The following is an 18,660-nucleotide window of genomic DNA, read 5'->3' as shown; positions in this document are numbered from 1 at the left end:
CGTTTTCCCCCTATGATTCGTTTGAGACCTCAGTGAACCTTTCGATAAATGTTGGATACGTTATTTCTCCAAGAGCAAAATCACGACTTAATAAATAAATTTTTTCATTTTTCGTGGTTTCTCGCCCATAAATTTTACTTAGTGTTTCGTCTTCAGTGTTTAACGAATGTTGGATATCCATTTGCTTGTCAAAGGCTTCGTAATACCGAATACCGAACTGTCGATGTGATTCAGCACTTATGTGGATACCGTCTAAATTGGCTTTTAACTTTTCAGCACTAACGATATAGCAATTATCTATTTCGCTTACGGCTTTCTTCATCTCCTGATTGATTTCCTTAAATTCTGTCGCGCTCAATCCAAAGCCGCTTTTGCCAAGAAAATTGGGCAGTTCACCAACAATGATTGGTAACATAGGCAATCCAAGTTCTTGCCGAAAATGAGCGAAAACAGCCTTCAATTTCTGCGCATACTCTTTGTAGAGACCATTCAGACTATCATTCTCGCCTTGATGCCACAAGATCCCAATCAATTCACTGGATTCCATCGCAAATTTTGCTTCAGACAACGCATGACGCGTCAAAATCTGATCTTCAGCCCACTCATCGATGGAACTGCCGCCCTCCGCACAAGGGATCAATCCTAATTTTTCATCTGGATGATCCAGTGACCAAGCAGCTGCAAACGAAGCCGCCGGTCCAATACCTGCTACCTCACGATCAAAATGAATGGGCTCTGCCATCATTTGCCACTGCCCATTACGCAACATTTGGATATTTTCGTTATAGATTGCTGGTACATCCTTTGCGTACCCGCGACCAGCCATGTTTGATTGTCCAATTAATAAAATGGATTTCATTTTCTGCACCTCAATTTCTATTTAGCTTACTATAGTCTAATTAGACTATAGTGTCAACTTTATAAATTAATTCGACTTTCTTTGGCAAAATATATTTGATTAGACAATTAAAGATACTAAAAAAGCTCTCTATCAAGAAAGCTTCTGTAACATAAATTTCTTCCCGTTTACTTCAAAATCGCCTCGGCTCACCGAATTTTAGTAACTGACCTCATAGAACCACGGAACTAAAGACATCCGCAGACTTTCTTACCAACTCTTCTCCATTAACAACGGGAGTGTAAATACTGCTTTTTTTCTAATCCCAATATTTTGAAAATTTTCTGATTGCAGCAACGAAAATAAAGCAGTTGAATTCGAATGATTGTGCTCCATATTTTTTTACGATCCTTAGTGTATAATACAAAAGGAAGCGTTTGTTTTTCAATTTAGGAGGTACAAGAATGGATTTAGAATTGGTTACAAAAGGAAAACAATTATCTGACAACGATCGAGCGATTTTGACTTATTTAGCCAAGCACGTCCATGAGCTCGACGGAGTCTCCTTAAGAAAGATTGCTGCAACACTGTATACATCCCCAGCGACAATCGTGCGGTTGGCACAGAAATTAGATTTTTCCGGATATTTAGAATTGTTTTTCTTTTTAAAAAATCAATACCGACCGCAAAATCAGTTTGTTGAAGCAACGGTCGATATTTCAATTCCTACTGATAAACTTGCCCCTTCCATCCAGGATATGAAACAAATTTATCGAAAAAATCAGGAGAAATTCATTACGATCTACGCCACCGGTTTTTCGAGTATCATCGCTGAGTATCTCTATAAAAAACTACTGGTGAATGGGATAAAAACACTTTTTGTTAACGCAGCAGATTCATCCGGCATCATTAATAACAATGCCGAAAATATCAATATGCTGATCGTGATCTCCAAATCTGGGGAGACTCAAAAGGTAATAGAAAAAATGCACTTTTCCAGCGAACACAACATTCCAACCATTTTATTTACAGGAAATAGTCACTCTCGTGGGACAGAAGCTGCCTCTATTATTTTTGAAGTTGCAGATGAACGCCCGATGGACAGCCAAAATATCAAATACAACAGCTTTTTTGGTAAGTTATTGTTGCTGATGGAATACATCGTCCAAGAGTTTACGGCTACAGACTAAAGAAAATAGGTCTGAGCGAGCTGTCGATAAATATCGTGGTTTTTCGGATCGGGATAGACGATCTGCTGACTCTCTTCAATCAGTAGCTCAGGCTCTTCTAACAAATAGTACAACCCAAAAATAGGTTCGTTTTCTTGCGCATAGTAACAGGTTGTCCCAAAAATGTCTGCGGCTAATTGTCCCAAAACCGAGGTTTGAAAAAAACCGCCGCTTACGGATAACTCTTCCCCAGGTGCTACTAAATCGATTAGTTGACGAACGTTCATTAACATTCCTTCGATCACACTTCGCAGCATTTCTTGTTTAGTGTGCTGCAACGTCAAATCGTAAAAGCCGCCTTTTATGTCATTGCTCCAATAGGGTGCCCGCTCACCATTCAAGAAAGGCCAAAAGCGCAGCCCCTTCGCGCCAGGCTCCGTCAACTCTAATAGTTGCGGCAACATCTCGAAAAAAGTCTTGGAATCTTCTGCCAACTGATCTGCCGCCCAAGCCAAAACAATCCCGCCATTATTGGAAGGCGCGCCGCTCACGAACACCTCTTCATTTAAGTAATAACAAAAATTTTGCTTTTTTTGATCCAAATATATCCTTTTAGTGATCTGACGGACCGCCGCACTGGTACCGATCGTCAAGCTCGCGGTTCTTCCAGTAGCATAATAACTGGCATACGCAGCCAAGGTCCCATCGCTTGCGCCGACAACTACGCGAATGGTGGAGGAAAAATCGAATAGCTCCCGCTTGCTCGCCACCATCTCAAATGACTCTGTCGTATCTGCCAATGTCGCAAGCTGATCTCTTTTAAGACCAAGATATGCCAAGATCTCTTTGCTCCATTGATTTTCTCGTAAATCGAATAGACCTGTGGCCGATGCTGTAGCATAATCAATAATGGGTTTCCCTGTAAAGTAATCCATGACCAGTTCCTTCAGTCCATACCAATGAATCTCCGCAGGATACAGGTTCATTTCTTTAAAGTACAGCAATTTAGCAAATGGAGACATGGCATGGATGGGTGTCCCGGATAGAGAATAGAAGCGAGCTGCTTCATCTGTCTTTCGAAAACGGGCAATAACTTTTGAAGCTTGCAGGTCTGACCATAAAAAAATCTGTTTTTTTCCGTCATCAGGCATTAGACTATGCATGGCGGTACTGAAACTAATCGTATCAACCTGCCTCCGAATCCAAGCAGGAATCGCCAAAAGACCGCTTTGCAAAATCGACAACAATTCTTCCCCTTTTTGATACTTGACCCGATCATTCCCATAGGTTTGAATAGGCAAATCGCTTGTATAAAGCAATTCGTTCTCTTGTATCACACCTAACTTGATCGCTGTTGTTCCTATATCTATTCCTAAAAATACTGACAAAATCATTCATCCTTTACAAAGGCGCAGCCGCCAAACTGAGTGCGCAATACTGCGCCACATTTCTCACCTATCTTATCACAATCCTCTGATGTAAAGCCCGTCATAAGCGACGGCGCGTGATGCTTCCTCCAGTCCCCACATTTCCCCTCCTGATGAAAAAAAAGAACCTAACAACAACGCATCTATCCCTCATTGCTGTTAGATCCTTTAAAATTAATGCAACTCCGGCCAAGTACCTGCATTTTCAATGATTAAATCATCCAGTAATTCCTTCGCTACTTGGGCACTAGGTACCGTCTTCGATAAAGTCAACGCTTGCCACATTTTTTGATAACTATTTTCTACATAAGCCTCAACGACTAATTTTTCAACCGTGACTTGCTGGACCATCATCGCTTGTTGAAAGGCTGGGATCTTACCCTGGGTCAATGCTTCGGGCCCGTCTGTTCCTACAATACATGGGACTTCCACCATCGCGTCATCAGGAAAATTGGCAATCGCACCATTATTCTCAACAATCATTACCATGCGCTCATGGGTGTTGAAGGCAATCGCACGGGCTAAATCTACGATAAATGTTGCGTGGGCATCGATGTCAAAGGCGATACCTTCTGCCGTTCCCTTCGCAATGATTTGTTGCGCGTGATCAAACACCGTTTTCTCTCGTCCTTGCATGACTTCATTTGCACGAGTAAATTCAGGATGATCCTTCATGTGTTCGAATACGTAATCGGGATACAAATAATATTTTAAATACGTGTTTGGTAAATAGTCTGGTGTTACCGCTAAGATATCTTTTGCTTTCTTATGGGTCTCTTGCCAGCTTGGATCGGTGTGTTGGGTGTCTACCTCGATTTGAGTCAAATACCCATGCTCAGAGACATAGTTCCGGATTTGGTCAATGTATTCATGGCCCTCCGTATCCTTAACACTGGTCCACCAGCCAAAATGATTTAAGCCAAAATAACGAACTTCTAATTCCTCGGGAGCCTTACCAATGATTTGCGACATCCGTCTCAGTGTTCCTACTGGCATATCACAAATATTAAGAACCTTTGATTCTGGTCTCATAACGCGGCAAGCTTCAGCTACGATAGCGGCTGGATTCGAATAATTCAGCATCCAGCAGTCTGGAGAATATTTTTCCATATAGTCGATGATCTCCAACATTCCCGTGATACTCCGCATACCATAGGCGATCCCTCCTGGTCCGCAGGTTTCTTGACCAAATACCCCGTGACGCAATGGGACCTTTTCATCTTTTTCCCGCATCGCATATTTCCCTACGCGAATATGAGCCATACAAAAGTCCACATCAGAAAATGCCGTTTCTGGATCTGTCGTATAGGAAAACTCAATTTCCGGTGCCTGTTCTTTTAATAGAATTTCTAACGCTTCCCCAAGTATCCCCTGGCGGTCGCCATCATTGTCATACAATTTTAATTTCTTTATTGGGAAGCGGTCTAAATTATCTAACATCATCATGACGATTCCTGGAGTAAAGGTGCTCCCTCCACCCGCAATCACTACTGAAAATTTTTTCATTATCACTCGTCTCCTTTATTTTCTCTGCCTAAGTATTTTTCAAGTTTTTCCCGAACCTGCGGAACGGTCAATCCATAAACTACATGCACATTCTCTCCGTTGCTGATCACACCTTTTGCCTGTGTCTGATTCTTCAATAAGCCTTCATCCACAAGTTCCGGTTTTGCCAGCTTCAATCGCAGGCGAGTATAACAATTATCGATCGTTTTGATGTTGTCCGCGCCGCCTAAACCTTCAACGATTTTTTCGGACAGTGCGTCCTCAGAAGCCGTAACAGCCATCGCACCATTTGCGGGTATAGCCGCTTTTTTATCGTTGTATTCCTTTTTCGAATACAGCTTTGTTTCTTGCTCATTGTCTTCCCGTCCAACAGTCTTGAAATTGAACTTAAGAATCAAGAAACGGAATAGGAAGTAATAGATAAAGAAAAAGGCGACTCCCACGAGAAGATAGATTGGCCAACGGGTTTTCTCTGTTCCTAAAGGAATGTTATATAGTAAAAAGTCAATAAAACCATTTGGACCGATTGCTCGAGAGCCAAAAATATTTAATGCTACCATGCTTAGACCGCTTAAAGCTGAATGGATCACAAATAATAATGGTGCGACAAACATAAACGAAAATTCAATCGGCTCTGTCACTCCAGCAATAAATGATGTGACTACGGCAGGAATCAGGATCGCTTTTACCTTAAATTTATTTTCTGGCTTCGCTGTTTGATACATGGCTAGACACGCGCCAATCAATCCAAACATTTTTGAAATACCCCGTGCATCCCAAATCACGCTTTGCGAAAGGACGCGAACCGCTGGATCAGCAATTTCAGCAAAATAAATATTCCGTGCCCCTTCGAATACTTGTCCGCCAACTTCCGCCACACCCCCAAGAGATGTATATAAAAATGGGGTATAGACTAAATGATGCAGTCCAGTCGGTATCAGCAAACGTTCCAAGGTTCCATAGAGGAAGATACCAAAGTTCCCTGTCCGTTGAATCACACCGCCTAATCCATCGATTCCTTGCTGAATGACAGGCCACACAAAGGAAAATACGATGGCAGCTACAACCAAGACGGGAATTAAAACAATAAAGACGAATCGCGCGCCGCCATATACTTGAAACGCATTATTGAATGTCGTATCAATAAATCGGTTGTGGATCAGCGCTACGACGATCCCAAGAATAATTCCAAGAAACACGCCCATGTCCAGCACCTGAACACCCAATACTAAAGCTTGCCCTGAACCCTGCAATTGATCCGGTGCCACGAGCATTTCCCGTAATTCCATAAATTTATTCATAGCGTAGAGAAACACTAAATAACCAAGTAATGCAGTAAACGCGGCTTCCGCTTTTTTCTTATTTGCCAACCCTAATGCGATTCCTACACAGAAAATGACACCAAGATTTGTCAATACAGGCAATAACGCCGCCGATAGAATACTTCCGAATCCCATAGTAATCGGATTATCTAAAAAACTAAACGTTTCAATCAGTCGCGGATTGGTAAAAACATTCCCAATGGCGATCAAAATACCCGCTATTGGCAAGATCAGAACTGGAACAAACATCGCTTTCGAAAATTTCTGCATGCTATCCATGATTTTCGCTTTCATTTTTTTATCTCCCTCTTTTTATGATGTGTTTAGTATACGAGGCACTTTTTTAAAATGAAATAGATACCGCTTACAACTCAACTCGTTTCACGATTTGAAACAGGTTTCATACTTCCAATATAAAAAGGGATTCCACCTTTAAGGAACCCCTTCAGCCTAGTATTCTAGAATGTGTCGACCCATTTATTCTTTCTTTGATAACAACTGAGGAATGTCCAACTGAATGACATGATCCACCAAGACCGGATTTCTTGTGCGATACGGCCACGCACCTCCCTCAAATACCGCAAAAAGCTGGTCCTTATTTGCCGTTATCTGTTCGATATACGGCGGTGTATCCATCTCAAATGCGGCATCCTTAATAGAGAAAAAATTATCTACCTTATCTAAGTTAAAAAAATATATTTTTCCAGGCCGATCCGGCCCCCACGATTGAGACATCACTAGATAATCTTTGTAAAAAGTCATTCCTTGAATCATATCCAGGGTTTTCCATGAACCCAACGAACGGGCAAACTCTGAGGAAGGAACAGGCGTTACTCCAGACTTCTTTTGATTTCCTTGGTCAAAACTAGAAACCTTCTCGTGAGAATCAATCGTCAATTCCCCTTGATTGTCCAAACGATACGTCGCCATCCGTCCATATTCATCTAGCGTAAAATAGCCAACAACCAATACCCCTGAAGTATAGGTGACTGCGGAAGCGTGAGATACCTCTTTTAACGAAATTTGCTGATGGTAAGAGACCACTTGCCCCGCTTGCATTCGATAGCCTTCTAATTCTTTTAAGTCAATAGAAGATAACCCTGCAAAAAGGCCGCCAGTCGTCACCCAAACACGCTGATGCTTTGGATCATACGTAATGCCCCCCAAATGAGGTTTTCCTGGCAAAACAACCGTTTTCAAATACTGATGCGTTTGACGATCCAACATATAGATAACTGAATGATTCTTATGATCATGACTATACGCCGAAATAAGAATATATTTTTCCGTCAAGGCGATCCCTTGTGGTGTCATCGTTCGGCTCTCAGAAAGATCATTCGTTTCCAAGCTAAGTGTTTTTGCACTGTACAAGCCAGGAATCTTATACATACCAAAATCAGTCGTCTCTTCCTTCCCTGAAAAGGCCGCTTGATAAAATTCATTGTATGATTCCAACTTCTCTTTTTGCTGGTCCACTGTCAGTCCATGATGTGAGGCATCCACCCTCACCGGAAATAAAACCATTAAAAGAAACCATAAAAGAACCCCGTATTTTTTCTTCTGCATACTAGAATCTCCTGACTACATGATTTATAAAAAAACCATAGCAGATATTCTCAGAAAGAACAATTAAAGCGTAGTTTCTGAAAAAATAAATATAATTAAAACTACCCGTGTGAACGGGTGGTTTGCTCTGCGACTGAAAGCCTCTATTACCGGCCATAGCCTAAAAGGCTTTCTGAAAGCTTTCCCTCTCGCACCACTTTTACTCGCTGATTCTAATAGAATCTCTCGTTACTTCTTTTTGTTTTTCTTTCCTGTGAACGGATCATATTCTTCAAACAATGTGAGTTGATCTGCTACATAATCTTCCTGTATTTGATTACGAATATATTCTGTTATCTGCGCCTTATTTCTTCCAACCGTATCCACGAAATATCCCTTACACCAAAATTTTCGGTTTCCATACCGATATTTCAGTTCTGCATGCCGATCAAAAATCATCAAGCTGCTTTTTCCTTTCAAATACCCGATAAATTGTGCCACGCTTAATTTTGGTGGAATACTAACTAACAGATGAATGTGATCTTTGCACGCATTTGCTTCCAAGATTTCTACTTTTTTTCTGTCACATAATTCTCGTAGAATCTCTCCAATACTTTGTTTATATTTTCCATAGATAATTTGTCTTCGATATTTCGGTGCAAACACGATGTGATACTTACATCTCCGTTTTGTATGTGCTAAACTTTCAGTATCCTTTTTCATAAGGGGTCCTCCTAAATTTGATTGTGATGCGGTCAGGAAACCAACATCAGTTTATCAATTTTGGGAGGTCTTTTTAATACCACGCTGGAAGCTCTCCGGAACCACTCGCAGAGCAAGTGGTTTTCAAAACATACAAAAAAACGAGCTTCCCATAATGGGAAACTCGCAAAGTCTGATTGAACAGAATTTATTTTTCTTCTGCGTTTTCGTCTTTGAGACCGTATTGTGTGTTTCATGAAAATCTCGTGGCACTTGATTCAACACAAATAGCTTTAAACCAACTTTTTAGATAAAAGTAAAACCTTGATAATTGTTAGTAAAACTTGTTCGAGAAGGTCAAAAGTATGGTCAAAAAATACTCGCCAGTATATCAAATTATTAGATTGCATTATTCAGGACTATTACCCTTAATATCAAAACTACTTTAAAGTAATAAGAAACTGCCTTCATTATCAATCACTATATTATTACATATTTCTAAAAGAATTAAGTAATAATTTAAATTTGAGTATAACTAATTAGAATTGAGAGAAACCGTTTTTAATCTTATCGAAAAAAATCGTTCATAAATCATATCTCACAATTTGTCCATCAACTATCTAAAATAAAAAATCTTTATACTTAATATTATAAGGTTTTTCTAATCAACCGCATCCTGAGGTACTCTTCAAAATGTAAATCAGCACGTCGAGCATCTTCATTATTTAACCCTAAACATTTCCAAATATTGTAATCTAAAGGGAAATACAAAAATCTTCCATCCATATTAGTATCGTAATTATATTCCCGACCTAATATTATGTCCGTTAAAGAATAATTATTAACTACATCATTATTTTTATCTGACCAATGGGTATTATTGTATGGTGCAAAAAATAAAGCTGCTGAGGCTTCAGGACTATCTGCAACAAACACTAGTTTATCAATATGGAAAAAGTGTTCATCAGAATAGTAGAAATGCAATAAAGCAACTATATACTCAAAAATTCCGAGATTTTTTTCACCTTCAATAATCTCAATATTAGGTTCGTCTAGCCAGAATGAACTTAAACGATAAAAGAATTCGCTTTGCTTAAGTTCATTCTTTTTATAGATAATAAAAAGATATTTGCTTGGGTCTTTTTCAGCAAGTAGAATATGCTCACTTATTAAATGGTGAAGATTAAATTTAGGCTCGGAGCAGTGGTTATATTTTTGAAAGGAAACCTTTTTTTGGTTAACCTCTTTCTCAAGATATTCAACATCGACAAAAACTATGTTTTCAAAAAACTGAATTTTTTTACTTAGGGCTTCATACTTTTCCTTGGTAGAGTTCTGTCCCCAAAAACTAAGATCCATTTCAAACGGTTGATCAAAGTACGTTTCTTCATCATTGAAAATGATATCATCTTCCAGAAAGTTTAAAACATCTTTTTCTTTGAGGGGTGGGTGTTCGATCAAATAACCTTCTGGAAAGTAAGTATCTTTTTGATATTTATCTTGAAGATAATTCAAATATCCGAGATTTTTTTTGATAAAGAACTTTGAGTTATAATGTGAAGTACGAATTTGCCTTATGAAAATAGTGGGAGTTAAACTGTTTCCAAATATTACATCAGCTTGCTTAACATTAAGTTTTTCATCATATGTTATAATTGTATCCGGAATTCTTGTATTGATAATTTTCATGAGTTTTTCCGAATCCCAAGTTCTATCAACATCTGAATAAATCGAAATTTTATTATTGTATGCTGAAGAAATCAAAACACTATCTTCAAAATCAAGAATAGAAACATTTTTAGGCTCAGCTTTTCCCTCACAAATACTATATAGTAAATCTGGAGGCCAGTTTAACTCTCCGTTTTTATCAATATATCCACCCCAGTAAAATCCTCCGACCCCCTCTAGTAAAAAATCATTGCTATATTTCATGGATGCACATTGAATACTAGTTAATATATCCAAAAAATAAAATCTATTTTTCAAATTAGTATTCATTCCTAAGATATAGTTTGAAAGATTGGTTTCAAAGTCCATAATATTAGTAGCACTTCCAACCATTTTTGCGGTATCAATCTCCTGCAAATCAAAATTATCGGACCTAATATAATAGATTTTATTATCTTCATTCTCACGACATATAATTAGCAATTCAAAAAAATCGTTCGATTCTGTATCAAAACTATCCTGAATCATTCTTACAATTTCTGACAATGTTTTGAAAGGTAGAAAATCCTTAATTGTTCTAATTGACTCTCTTGCTCTTTCTACATCTCCAGCAAATGAAATAAATCCAAAGTCACCAATTTTTATAATTTTTTTTGTAGTTTCTTTTATATAGAAGGTTTCACCATACCTCGTTTCCTTTTCTCCAAAAGAGGTCATTCCAGAATCAGTTACGCTTTTGCTTGATGTTACTGAATCGCATATTAAATACACATTATTTTCTTTTTTCCAAGCTATACTTAATGTCAGAATAATCACTCCAGTAATTTTTTTTGATTTATCAGTAATTGATTAACTAAATCACTTGTATCAATATTTCGTTTTCGTGCCATAATTTTAATGACATCTAATAAATAGTCAGATAGATTACCTGATTCACTACTATATGCAAACGGAAAATCAGATTCCAATAATATCCGTTTCAAAGGAAGCTTATTTACCAATAAAATACCTTTGGAGGATAGGAGCATTTGTTTATTGATTGAAAAATAGCAACCTGAATCTAGCAATCTTTCAATATATTTAATATCGCCACTAAACCAATGTAGTATTTTTTTACTTTTTGGATATTTCATTACCATCTCTGTAATCACTTGTTCCGAGTTTCTTGAGTGAATAGTCAAAATTTTGTTTGGTCTTTTATCACAAAGCATTAAAATATTTTCAAAAATTTCTATTTGACTTGGCAAACTATTCTTGTACCGACCACTTCCATCAATGCCTATCTCACCGACATATCTCGTTTTTCGTAACAGACTCTCAAATTTTTCCAACTGATTGGGAAACTGTCTAACCAACTCGGGATGGTACCCTAGAGCATGCTTTAAATATTTAGATTCAGGTATTATTACTTTGTTTTTTTCAAATAGAGAAGGGAGATTAGAAACAGCAATTGTATAAATTCGCTGATCATTGATATCTCTAATAAAATCCTTTCTATTTTTTGCTAAATCAACATGACAATGCGTATCAAGATAATTCATCGTTTTCAATCCCATCGACTAAATTTTCAATTTCAGACATTCCAACGGAATATACACGAGCAAATTGAGGAAGTTTTCTTGGTAAAGGTCCTGAATATTGGACTCTAGACATAGGATTGGTATTTCTATTTCTATGAATCGAAATTCTCAACGCATTCAGTGTTTCACTGCCTATTTTGTTTTGATATCTACTAAATTGATATGGTGTTTGATCCAATATATCAGATGAAAGAATCGATGCACGTCTTATCGTACATGGAAGACAGTACCCACAATGAATAGGTTCTTTGAAATGACTCCAACGTCCATTCACAGGATGAGAACAAGACATAGTATTCACGATATTTTGGTCTAGAAAGTTTTTATCCAAGCAATGCTGAATCATTTCACCTTTTGTTAAGAACTGATATGGATTCTCGACCAAGATATCTATACCTACGATTTCAAGCATCTGCCTTAATAAATCCATATAAAATGGATGGGTTGTTCTTGTACTACTACTTCCGATTCTTGAATCGAACAGTGGAATATTGAGTGACACAAATCCATTTTCTGGAATTATCAAACGCCCACCATTTGGAACTAATGCGATTGCATGAGAAAAAAACATGAACGATCTACTTCGAGTCGTTGCTTCGTCATACTTTGTCAGCGACTTCATAGCAGCTGAATAAAAAGAAACAAAACTCTGTTCTGTCAGATAATCAAACTTATCCATTAAATTTGATTTCAGAATCTCTTGATAGTCTTTCGTCCCTTTGCTCCCACCACCATAGTGACTAATAAAGAGTGGAGTGGAAGTGTTAGGCGAGGTCAAAATATCAATAGCACCTATAAATGAGTCTAAACCGCCGGAAAACATGCAAACATCCAGCGGAATGTCTCTTTCTTCTTCAGAGTGATTCAAAAGATGAACCTCCTTCTCAGTGAGGTTTCTTGACTGGAAAGTGATTGTCCAAATATCTCCTGTAAGAAATGATAACATCTTCTCTAATATTTCTTTACTCTTCTTCCATAGGTCTAGGCATAGAACCGAAATAGTTAATTTTAGTTCTCGTGTCCAACCGTCTTTTGCGCTTAATCTTGGTACACGCTTATCGGCAGCATATACAAAATTGGAAATTGATAACAAATCTATCCGAATCTCATCAACAGTTGTTAACAGATGATCATCAACTTTCGAATAGAAATTATCACGATACATGGATGAAGATTCCAAATCGATCTCAAACGCAAGTAAAGGACTCTTAATCTCCGCTTTATTACTACTCATAGTTTCCACCTACTATCTCCAGTGCTGCATCAAATACTGTATTCACGATAGTATCAGTCGGCTGATCAAGTTGCGAATTTTTTAGCATCACATAAATTTTACTGTCAACAAAATCTCGTAACTCCTGTTCTTTTTGAACGAGAACCTCAGGATCGTTAATATACTTCTCTACACCATAACCTAAGTCTTTCAAGAGTAGACCTGTAATATAGTTTTTTAGATACTCACAGAGTAAATCATCGAAATTTTCACCTGTGATATTATCAACTTCGTCAATCTCTAGATCCTGATCAGCAACCATATCGTAAAAAGCTACCATGGTCTCCATAATTGCGTCTCGAGCAACTGCCTCTTCTTTAGAGCTACCTATTGGAGCGATGTTTCCAGCCAACTCTGCTAAAATTTCGTCTAAGGACTTACCTTCCACTGAAATACGAAAGGCGTCAAGAGTAGAATGTAACCCATTCGTATTAACTTGATTCATAAAATCAGCTAAGCTTATAAGTCCAGCCTTTCCGCCAACAGCTGCTTTTGCTAATGTACTTGACCCACCACTGGCCTTAACATATTTGCCAAATAGCGATGACGCGCTACCCGCAGTGCCATTTACATATTTTCCAAACGCAGCTTTAGCATTTTTCCAACTATCATCATTAAAATCATCTGGTAGCAATGGATTATTTCCTGGACCGTGAAAAGCAGATGAAGTCCCCATATCTAATTCACTCCCGTTTTCTTGAATACTACGTCTAACTTGTCATTTTGTTCTCTCCATACCTCAATCAGGCTAACTACTTTTCCATCGGTAACGCTTTGGGAAATATAGTTTTGGATTAGGACTCCGGAAGCTGGAGGGATTTTCTCTCCCTCTATCGAGCGTAAAAAGTAAATGGTTTCATCCAAAACATCGCGATTACTAACGACCCAATCGAACAAACTTTGAAAGTCTGCTGATTTATATATTTTGCTACTTGCTTGAATATTCTCGGATAAGATTCTTGATATTTCAATTTTATCGAATCTTTGTAGAGTATCTTTTTGTGCAATCGCCGATTTCCGACTAGATATTCCATTTCCCTGTAAAAGTTTCAATACTTTTTGTCCAGGTGCACTTAGGCTGAGTGTACCAACATTGGCTTGATTTCTTTTTGTATCCCGCGAAAAGAACAAGTATCCACGAAGATCAATCCCGCTTAAAGAAGGTGTGCTTGTTAGCCAGTTCATCCCCCACTCATTTTGCAGTACTACCGAGAGTGGATTCTGATCATTTGTAATATCTTTCTCTAAATCAGCCAAATCTTGTACCACTCCCGACTTAGACTTGTTAGCGAGAATGCTAATCTGCTCATAAGCTGGGGAGTTAAAGTACTCAAGTAACATAATCTTTGTTAAGATTATTCGTTTAATATCGATTCCATAAGACTTAGCCATGATTTCACGCATTTTCATCGTATTCAGAAATCTTTTACATTGTCGTGGATTGCCGTTCAAACTTACTGCTAACAAATTAGAAAGCTGAGAAGCTATAATATGTACTTCTTCAAGTTTCTCTGCCTCTGCTTTTTGCTTTAACGCTTCAACTCTATCTTGAATTACAAGTTCACTTATTGCTTCCTTCAGATTGAAATCCAGATGAGTTTCTTTGCGATTTTTATTGATTGACTCAAAAATCGTATTTGCAACTTCCTCTTCAAAGGTATCCTCCAAAAGTAAACAAAAAATGTAGAACTCTACTTCATTTGCATCAAGCTGAGGTATTATAATTGGGTATTGAACGAGTTTCTCTAGATATTCCTTGCCAATGTTTATTTGCTTTCCTTGGATTTCAGCAAACTTCCTCTCAACGGAGTATGAAATATGACGCTCATCCGCACCGATAATAAAAACAGTGTTTCCAGTGAATACAAAAAGACGCATTGCTTCAAGCGTTTCAATAATAGTGTCTGGACTACAACGATCCAACTCATCAATAAAAACAACTAACTTGTCTATTTTACTTGCTTCCAAAAGTTCAGCAAACTCACCTTGAAACTTACGCAAGTCATCGCGTAGATCTGAATAATTCAATTCGTCCTTCACGTTACTAACAATAGTCTCTAATTGAGTTTCTTCAATTTCCCCACCCGTTACTTGTTCTATTTGCTTAGCTGTTTCACTAATAATCGAACCCAAACCTCCAGTTGTCACGATATCGGTAGCCACAACTATTCCTTTTTTGAAGAGTTTGATTTTATCGACACTTTGATAAAGCCCTCTAAGAAGTTTCTTCACTTTAGTCGTCTTCTTGGCATTGGCCGTTATCGTGTCCAAAATACTTTCTAGCAAGACGGTCTTAGCATCTTCATACCCTTCGAACATCCACCCGTTAAAGTTCAATACGACGATTTTTTCATCTGAATTTTGATTATTCAAATTATTGATTGCCATCTTAATTAAACTTGACTTACCCGATCCCCAGTTACCATAGACACCTATCGTTGCTGGTAACAGATTTCTGTTATCAATCAATTCGGTAAGAAGGTCAGTTAAATGGCCAAAGTTCAAATAGTCAATCTCAGTTTCACTATCTTTCCACATCGTTTGTACCACCCTTTAAATTAATTAATAACAATTATATCACTAACTTTTAATTTCATTAAAAACCAGAAAAAACTTTAAAATATAAGCATATAAGCCTAATTTAATATTTAACGGAAATTTTTTAAAACAAATTTAGGAGTCGCTTTTCAAATATTACTAGGCAAGCGCCACGATGGGTTTCGCCTCAAGGCGAACTACCCTTCGTGGGGATTTTGCCTGTTGCATAGCGGCGCGCCGCTATGCATGCCCCGTTCTAACAGGGGGCTAACTATAAGCGATAAAAGCTTAAAAATATCCGAGTACAGGCTAATTTGACAACGTTTTTGACTGTCTCATTAGATTTAATTTGTCACAAAAATACTTGAACTATCACTTATTAATTATGACTTAGATACGCAACAGTTTTTTCTATCTCAATTTTGAACGGCTCATAAATACGAAAATTACTTGTTGTTTTCTCGACTTCGAATATTTTCTCTTCATTGTTATAACGATATTCGATGATATTCGTTGTGTTCTCTTTTTCTTTGATTCCATAATAGACAATCGTAGATTGATTTAACTCAATGTCTAACAGTGGGAATTGACGTGTGAAATAATCTATATTTAGTTGCTTATTCAATTCTGGCACGTTATAAAACAATTCAGACTGGTTTTCGGCAAATATATAAGGTAAGTAGTGAACACTATTCTTTTCTTTCTCAACATGAACAAAAAAGACTGGTTTCGTTACTTCCCCATTTCTCGTTATTGTCGCTAAGTATAAACCATCAGAACCGAGAATAGGTGTATAACTCAAGTACATACTTTCCTGCTCTACTAGCGAACCAGAATCAACGATTCCTTGAATGAATTCGATGATCGCCATCTCGTCATATAAATCAATTTTCTGCTTTTCTAAAAAGGTGATGATTTGTTTTAGAAAAAGTGGATTCAATTGTAAGCGAAAATGTTCAACAATAATTGTTGAAATAAATTCTTCTGGCGTTCCATAAAGTAACTCATTCGTTGTAACCTTCCCCAAAAGAGCTATCTTCTTCAGTTTATCCTCTTTAGGCAGATTGATTCCACGCTCCCAATTATTTACAGTCGTTTTTGGAGAGTCGCTAATTAATTCTCCAAATTGTGACATACTGTATCCTAAATCCGTTCTTATTTTCTTGATTCTTTTACCTACTTCAATCGCATCTGGTTTCATATTTATGACCTCTCCAAACTTTTTGCTATCAAAATCATAACAGAATACTGAATAAACCACAAACAAATTTTGTACTTATTTTCGTACTTTTTATATTGACGCGTGCTTATTCGCGCGGTAATATAAACATGTACTTAAATTCGTACTTTATCGTTCTTTGAAAACTAAATATGGAATGGAGGTCACTATGAATGGATTAAACCAAGAGGAATTAGGAAAACCTGTAAAGAAGACTCGTCTTGCCAAAGGTTGGACACAACAGCAAGTAGCAGACAAAGTGGGAATCTCTCGCTCACTCCTCGCTAAATTCGAGACTGGAAACAGAAAATTATCAGATGAAAAAGTCGAACAAATCTTTGATTTCCTACTTACGAAGAAAAAGAAAGATCATCTCGATGGAATTGTGGATTACTTGACCATTCATTTTTTCTCGACAGATTATGAAATGTTGATTGAGAAAGTTTTAGGCATCAGCATGCGTCACATGGTTTATCATGATTCAACAACTTTAGGATACACCGGTCGCTATAATTTACTGAAGGCAATCGATATTAGAGTCTCGAAAGATAAAGCGAAAGGAACACTCTTCGAATTAAAAGGAGCGGGATGTCGCTTATTAGCTGGCTGGTTAAAGGGAAAAAAGCAATCGTGGAATGATTTTTTCGAACGTGTTTTTGAGTACGATGGAAATTTTACTCGAATCGACTTAGCCATCAATGACCATTACGGCTACTTAGATATTCCCGAACTAGCAAAGAAAATCGAACGCAATGAATTTCACTCCACTTTCCGAATAGGAGATGTTTATCAATCAAAAGATTTTTCTAATCAAGGATCGCATGGGACGACGCTCTACTTTGGCTCTCGTAAAAGTCTCATGCACTTCTGTTTTTATCAAAAAGATCATGAACAGCGAAGAAAAAGAGGCATCCCATTAGAGGAAGCACCGATCATTAATCGATATGAAGTTAGAACAAGACATGAGAAAGCGCAAGAACTGGTACATCAACTTTTGAAGATTGAAAACTTTGAACCGCTAGTCTTTGGCTTGATCAATCAGACCGTCTGCTTCTACGATCGTCCCCCAGACGATCCAAATGCCAAAATCGATAAACGATGGAATGAGTTTGTCGGCAATCATGAAGAAGTGACACTAAGCCTAGAGAACGATCCAATGACACTAGAAAAAAGTTTCAACTGGATATTGAACAATGTTGCGCCCTCGCTAAAATTAATCAGAGAATTTGGCGCTATTTATCGTGTGAACTTACTTGGACTTATTCTACAATCCACAGAAATAAATAAAGAAGGTGTAAAAATGCTAGAGGTTGTTCGAGAAAATCCGGAATTATTTAAAGGAGAGATAAAAGTTTACAGAAGAGTCATTGAAAGGAAATTGGAAAAACTAAGAAAAGAAAAAAAGGAAAAGCAGAGCACTGCAAACAATAATGTTCACCGTACTCCACCCTCGACAAGTTGAGTATATCATATTTTTTTGTGGTTAGTTTGCTTTAAAAGAAGGAAGGAAATTGATTGACCCTAAAAATACCAATTGAATTAGATAATGAGCTGATTGAAATAATTGCACAACTGGTTCTGGATACTCTTGATGAACAAACACCAAATCCAGAACCTATAAATGATCTACCTCCGTATCCAACTAGGAAGCAAGTCAAAAAAGTTTTGCGTATTGGCGACGAACGTCTGAATCAATGGATCTCTGGTGGTTTAAAAGTGATCCCATTCGGCAAAGAGACACGTTTTGATCGAGAGGATATCAGAGCATTTTTATCCCAATTGAAAATTTAGCATTGACCAGAGTTTTTCAGCACTCTATGATTACTACAATGAAAGGAGAACATTTTGACCTTTGATATACTGGCGAGTTATC

Annotated in this window: 15 protein-coding genes; 3 read left to right on the top strand and 12 right to left on the bottom strand. The window is 37.7% G+C overall.

Annotation, left to right across the window (positions count from 1 at the left end):
• Window positions 1–10 precede the first annotated feature (10 nt).
• Window positions 11–859: a sialate O-acetylesterase gene (locus tag IGI66_RS05920; protein ID WP_438848027.1), complete on the bottom strand. Its 849-nt coding sequence runs from the start codon at window positions 857–859 to the stop codon at window positions 11–13.
• 443 nt (window positions 860–1,302) lie between these two features.
• Between IGI66_RS05920 and IGI66_RS05915 the strand changes: the two genes are divergently transcribed.
• Window positions 1,303–2,028, top strand: coding sequence for a MurR/RpiR family transcriptional regulator (locus IGI66_RS05915; RefSeq protein ID WP_438848026.1), 726 nt, complete (start codon window positions 1,303–1,305; stop codon window positions 2,026–2,028).
• On the opposite strand, the gene IGI66_RS05910 is transcribed toward IGI66_RS05915, so the two are convergent.
• The 11 genes from IGI66_RS05910 to IGI66_RS05860 form a co-directional block, all read right to left on the bottom strand.
• Window positions 2,025–3,401 carry a gluconokinase gene (locus IGI66_RS05910; protein WP_438848024.1) on the bottom strand — a complete coding sequence of 459 codons (1,377 nt, stop codon included), beginning with the start codon at window positions 3,399–3,401 and terminating at the stop codon, window positions 2,025–2,027. The genes IGI66_RS05915 and IGI66_RS05910 overlap by 4 nt on opposite strands.
• Before the next feature lie 207 nt (window positions 3,402–3,608).
• A complete protein-coding gene (locus IGI66_RS05905; protein ID WP_438848022.1) occupies window positions 3,609–4,940 on the bottom strand; it encodes a 6-phospho-alpha-glucosidase in 1,332 nt (443 codons plus the stop codon).
• 2 nt (window positions 4,941–4,942) lie between these two features.
• A complete protein-coding gene (locus IGI66_RS05900) occupies window positions 4,943–6,556 on the bottom strand; it encodes a PTS transporter subunit EIIC (protein WP_114524209.1) in 1,614 nt (537 codons plus the stop codon).
• A gap of 183 nt (window positions 6,557–6,739) precedes the next feature.
• Window positions 6,740–7,828, bottom strand: a complete 1,089-nt coding sequence (locus IGI66_RS05895) for a YncE family protein (protein ID WP_438848020.1) — start codon at window positions 7,826–7,828, stop codon at window positions 6,740–6,742.
• A gap of 228 nt (window positions 7,829–8,056) precedes the next feature.
• A complete protein-coding gene (gene tnpA, locus IGI66_RS05890; RefSeq protein ID WP_438848018.1) occupies window positions 8,057–8,530 on the bottom strand; it encodes an IS200/IS605 family transposase in 474 nt (157 codons plus the stop codon).
• A 627-nt stretch (window positions 8,531–9,157) separates the two neighbouring features.
• Window positions 9,158–10,993 carry a hypothetical protein gene (locus IGI66_RS05885; protein ID WP_438848016.1) on the bottom strand — a complete coding sequence of 612 codons (1,836 nt, stop codon included), beginning with the start codon at window positions 10,991–10,993 and terminating at the stop codon, window positions 9,158–9,160.
• Window positions 10,990–11,718 (bottom strand): Qat anti-phage system TatD family nuclease QatD, encoded by a 729-nt coding sequence (qatD, locus tag IGI66_RS05880; protein ID WP_438848014.1) that lies wholly within the window; start codon window positions 11,716–11,718, stop codon window positions 10,990–10,992. The genes IGI66_RS05885 and qatD overlap by 4 nt, the downstream gene beginning before the upstream one ends.
• Window positions 11,705–12,991 carry a Qat anti-phage system QueC-like protein QatC gene (gene qatC, locus IGI66_RS05875; RefSeq protein ID WP_438848013.1) on the bottom strand — a complete coding sequence of 429 codons (1,287 nt, stop codon included), beginning with the start codon at window positions 12,989–12,991 and terminating at the stop codon, window positions 11,705–11,707. The genes qatD and qatC overlap by 14 nt, the downstream gene beginning before the upstream one ends.
• The gene (locus IGI66_RS05870) at window positions 12,984–13,706 is read right to left on the bottom strand and encodes a hypothetical protein (protein ID WP_438848011.1); all 723 of its coding nucleotides are present in this window, start codon (window positions 13,704–13,706) and stop codon (window positions 12,984–12,986) included. Before IGI66_RS05870 ends, qatC begins: the two co-directional genes overlap by 8 nt.
• 2 nt (window positions 13,707–13,708) lie before the next feature.
• Window positions 13,709–15,568 carry a KAP family P-loop NTPase fold protein gene (locus IGI66_RS05865; protein WP_438848009.1) on the bottom strand — a complete coding sequence of 620 codons (1,860 nt, stop codon included), beginning with the start codon at window positions 15,566–15,568 and terminating at the stop codon, window positions 13,709–13,711.
• Window positions 15,569–15,947: 379 nt separating this feature from the next.
• Window positions 15,948–16,769 (bottom strand): helix-turn-helix domain-containing protein, encoded by an 822-nt coding sequence (locus IGI66_RS05860; protein ID WP_438848007.1) that lies wholly within the window; start codon window positions 16,767–16,769, stop codon window positions 15,948–15,950.
• 187 nt (window positions 16,770–16,956) lie between these two features.
• Here IGI66_RS05860 and IGI66_RS05855 point away from each other — a divergent pair, with 187 nt between their 5' ends.
• Both IGI66_RS05855 and IGI66_RS05850 read left to right on the top strand, forming a co-directional pair.
• The gene (locus tag IGI66_RS05855) at window positions 16,957–18,249 is read left to right on the top strand and encodes a replication initiation factor domain-containing protein (RefSeq protein WP_438848005.1); all 1,293 of its coding nucleotides are present in this window, start codon (window positions 16,957–16,959) and stop codon (window positions 18,247–18,249) included.
• A gap of 53 nt (window positions 18,250–18,302) precedes the next feature.
• On the top strand, window positions 18,303–18,578 hold the full coding sequence (locus tag IGI66_RS05850; RefSeq protein ID WP_438848003.1) for a DNA-binding protein: 276 nt from the start codon (window positions 18,303–18,305) through the stop codon (window positions 18,576–18,578).
• Window positions 18,579–18,660: the final 82 nt, after the last annotated feature.

It is taken from the genome of Enterococcus sp. AZ048, assembly GCF_051715125.1.
GTDB classification, from domain to species: Bacteria; Bacillota; Bacilli; order Lactobacillales; family Enterococcaceae; genus Enterococcus_A; species Enterococcus_A gilvus.
This window is presented reverse-complemented; position numbering and strand designations above follow the sequence as displayed.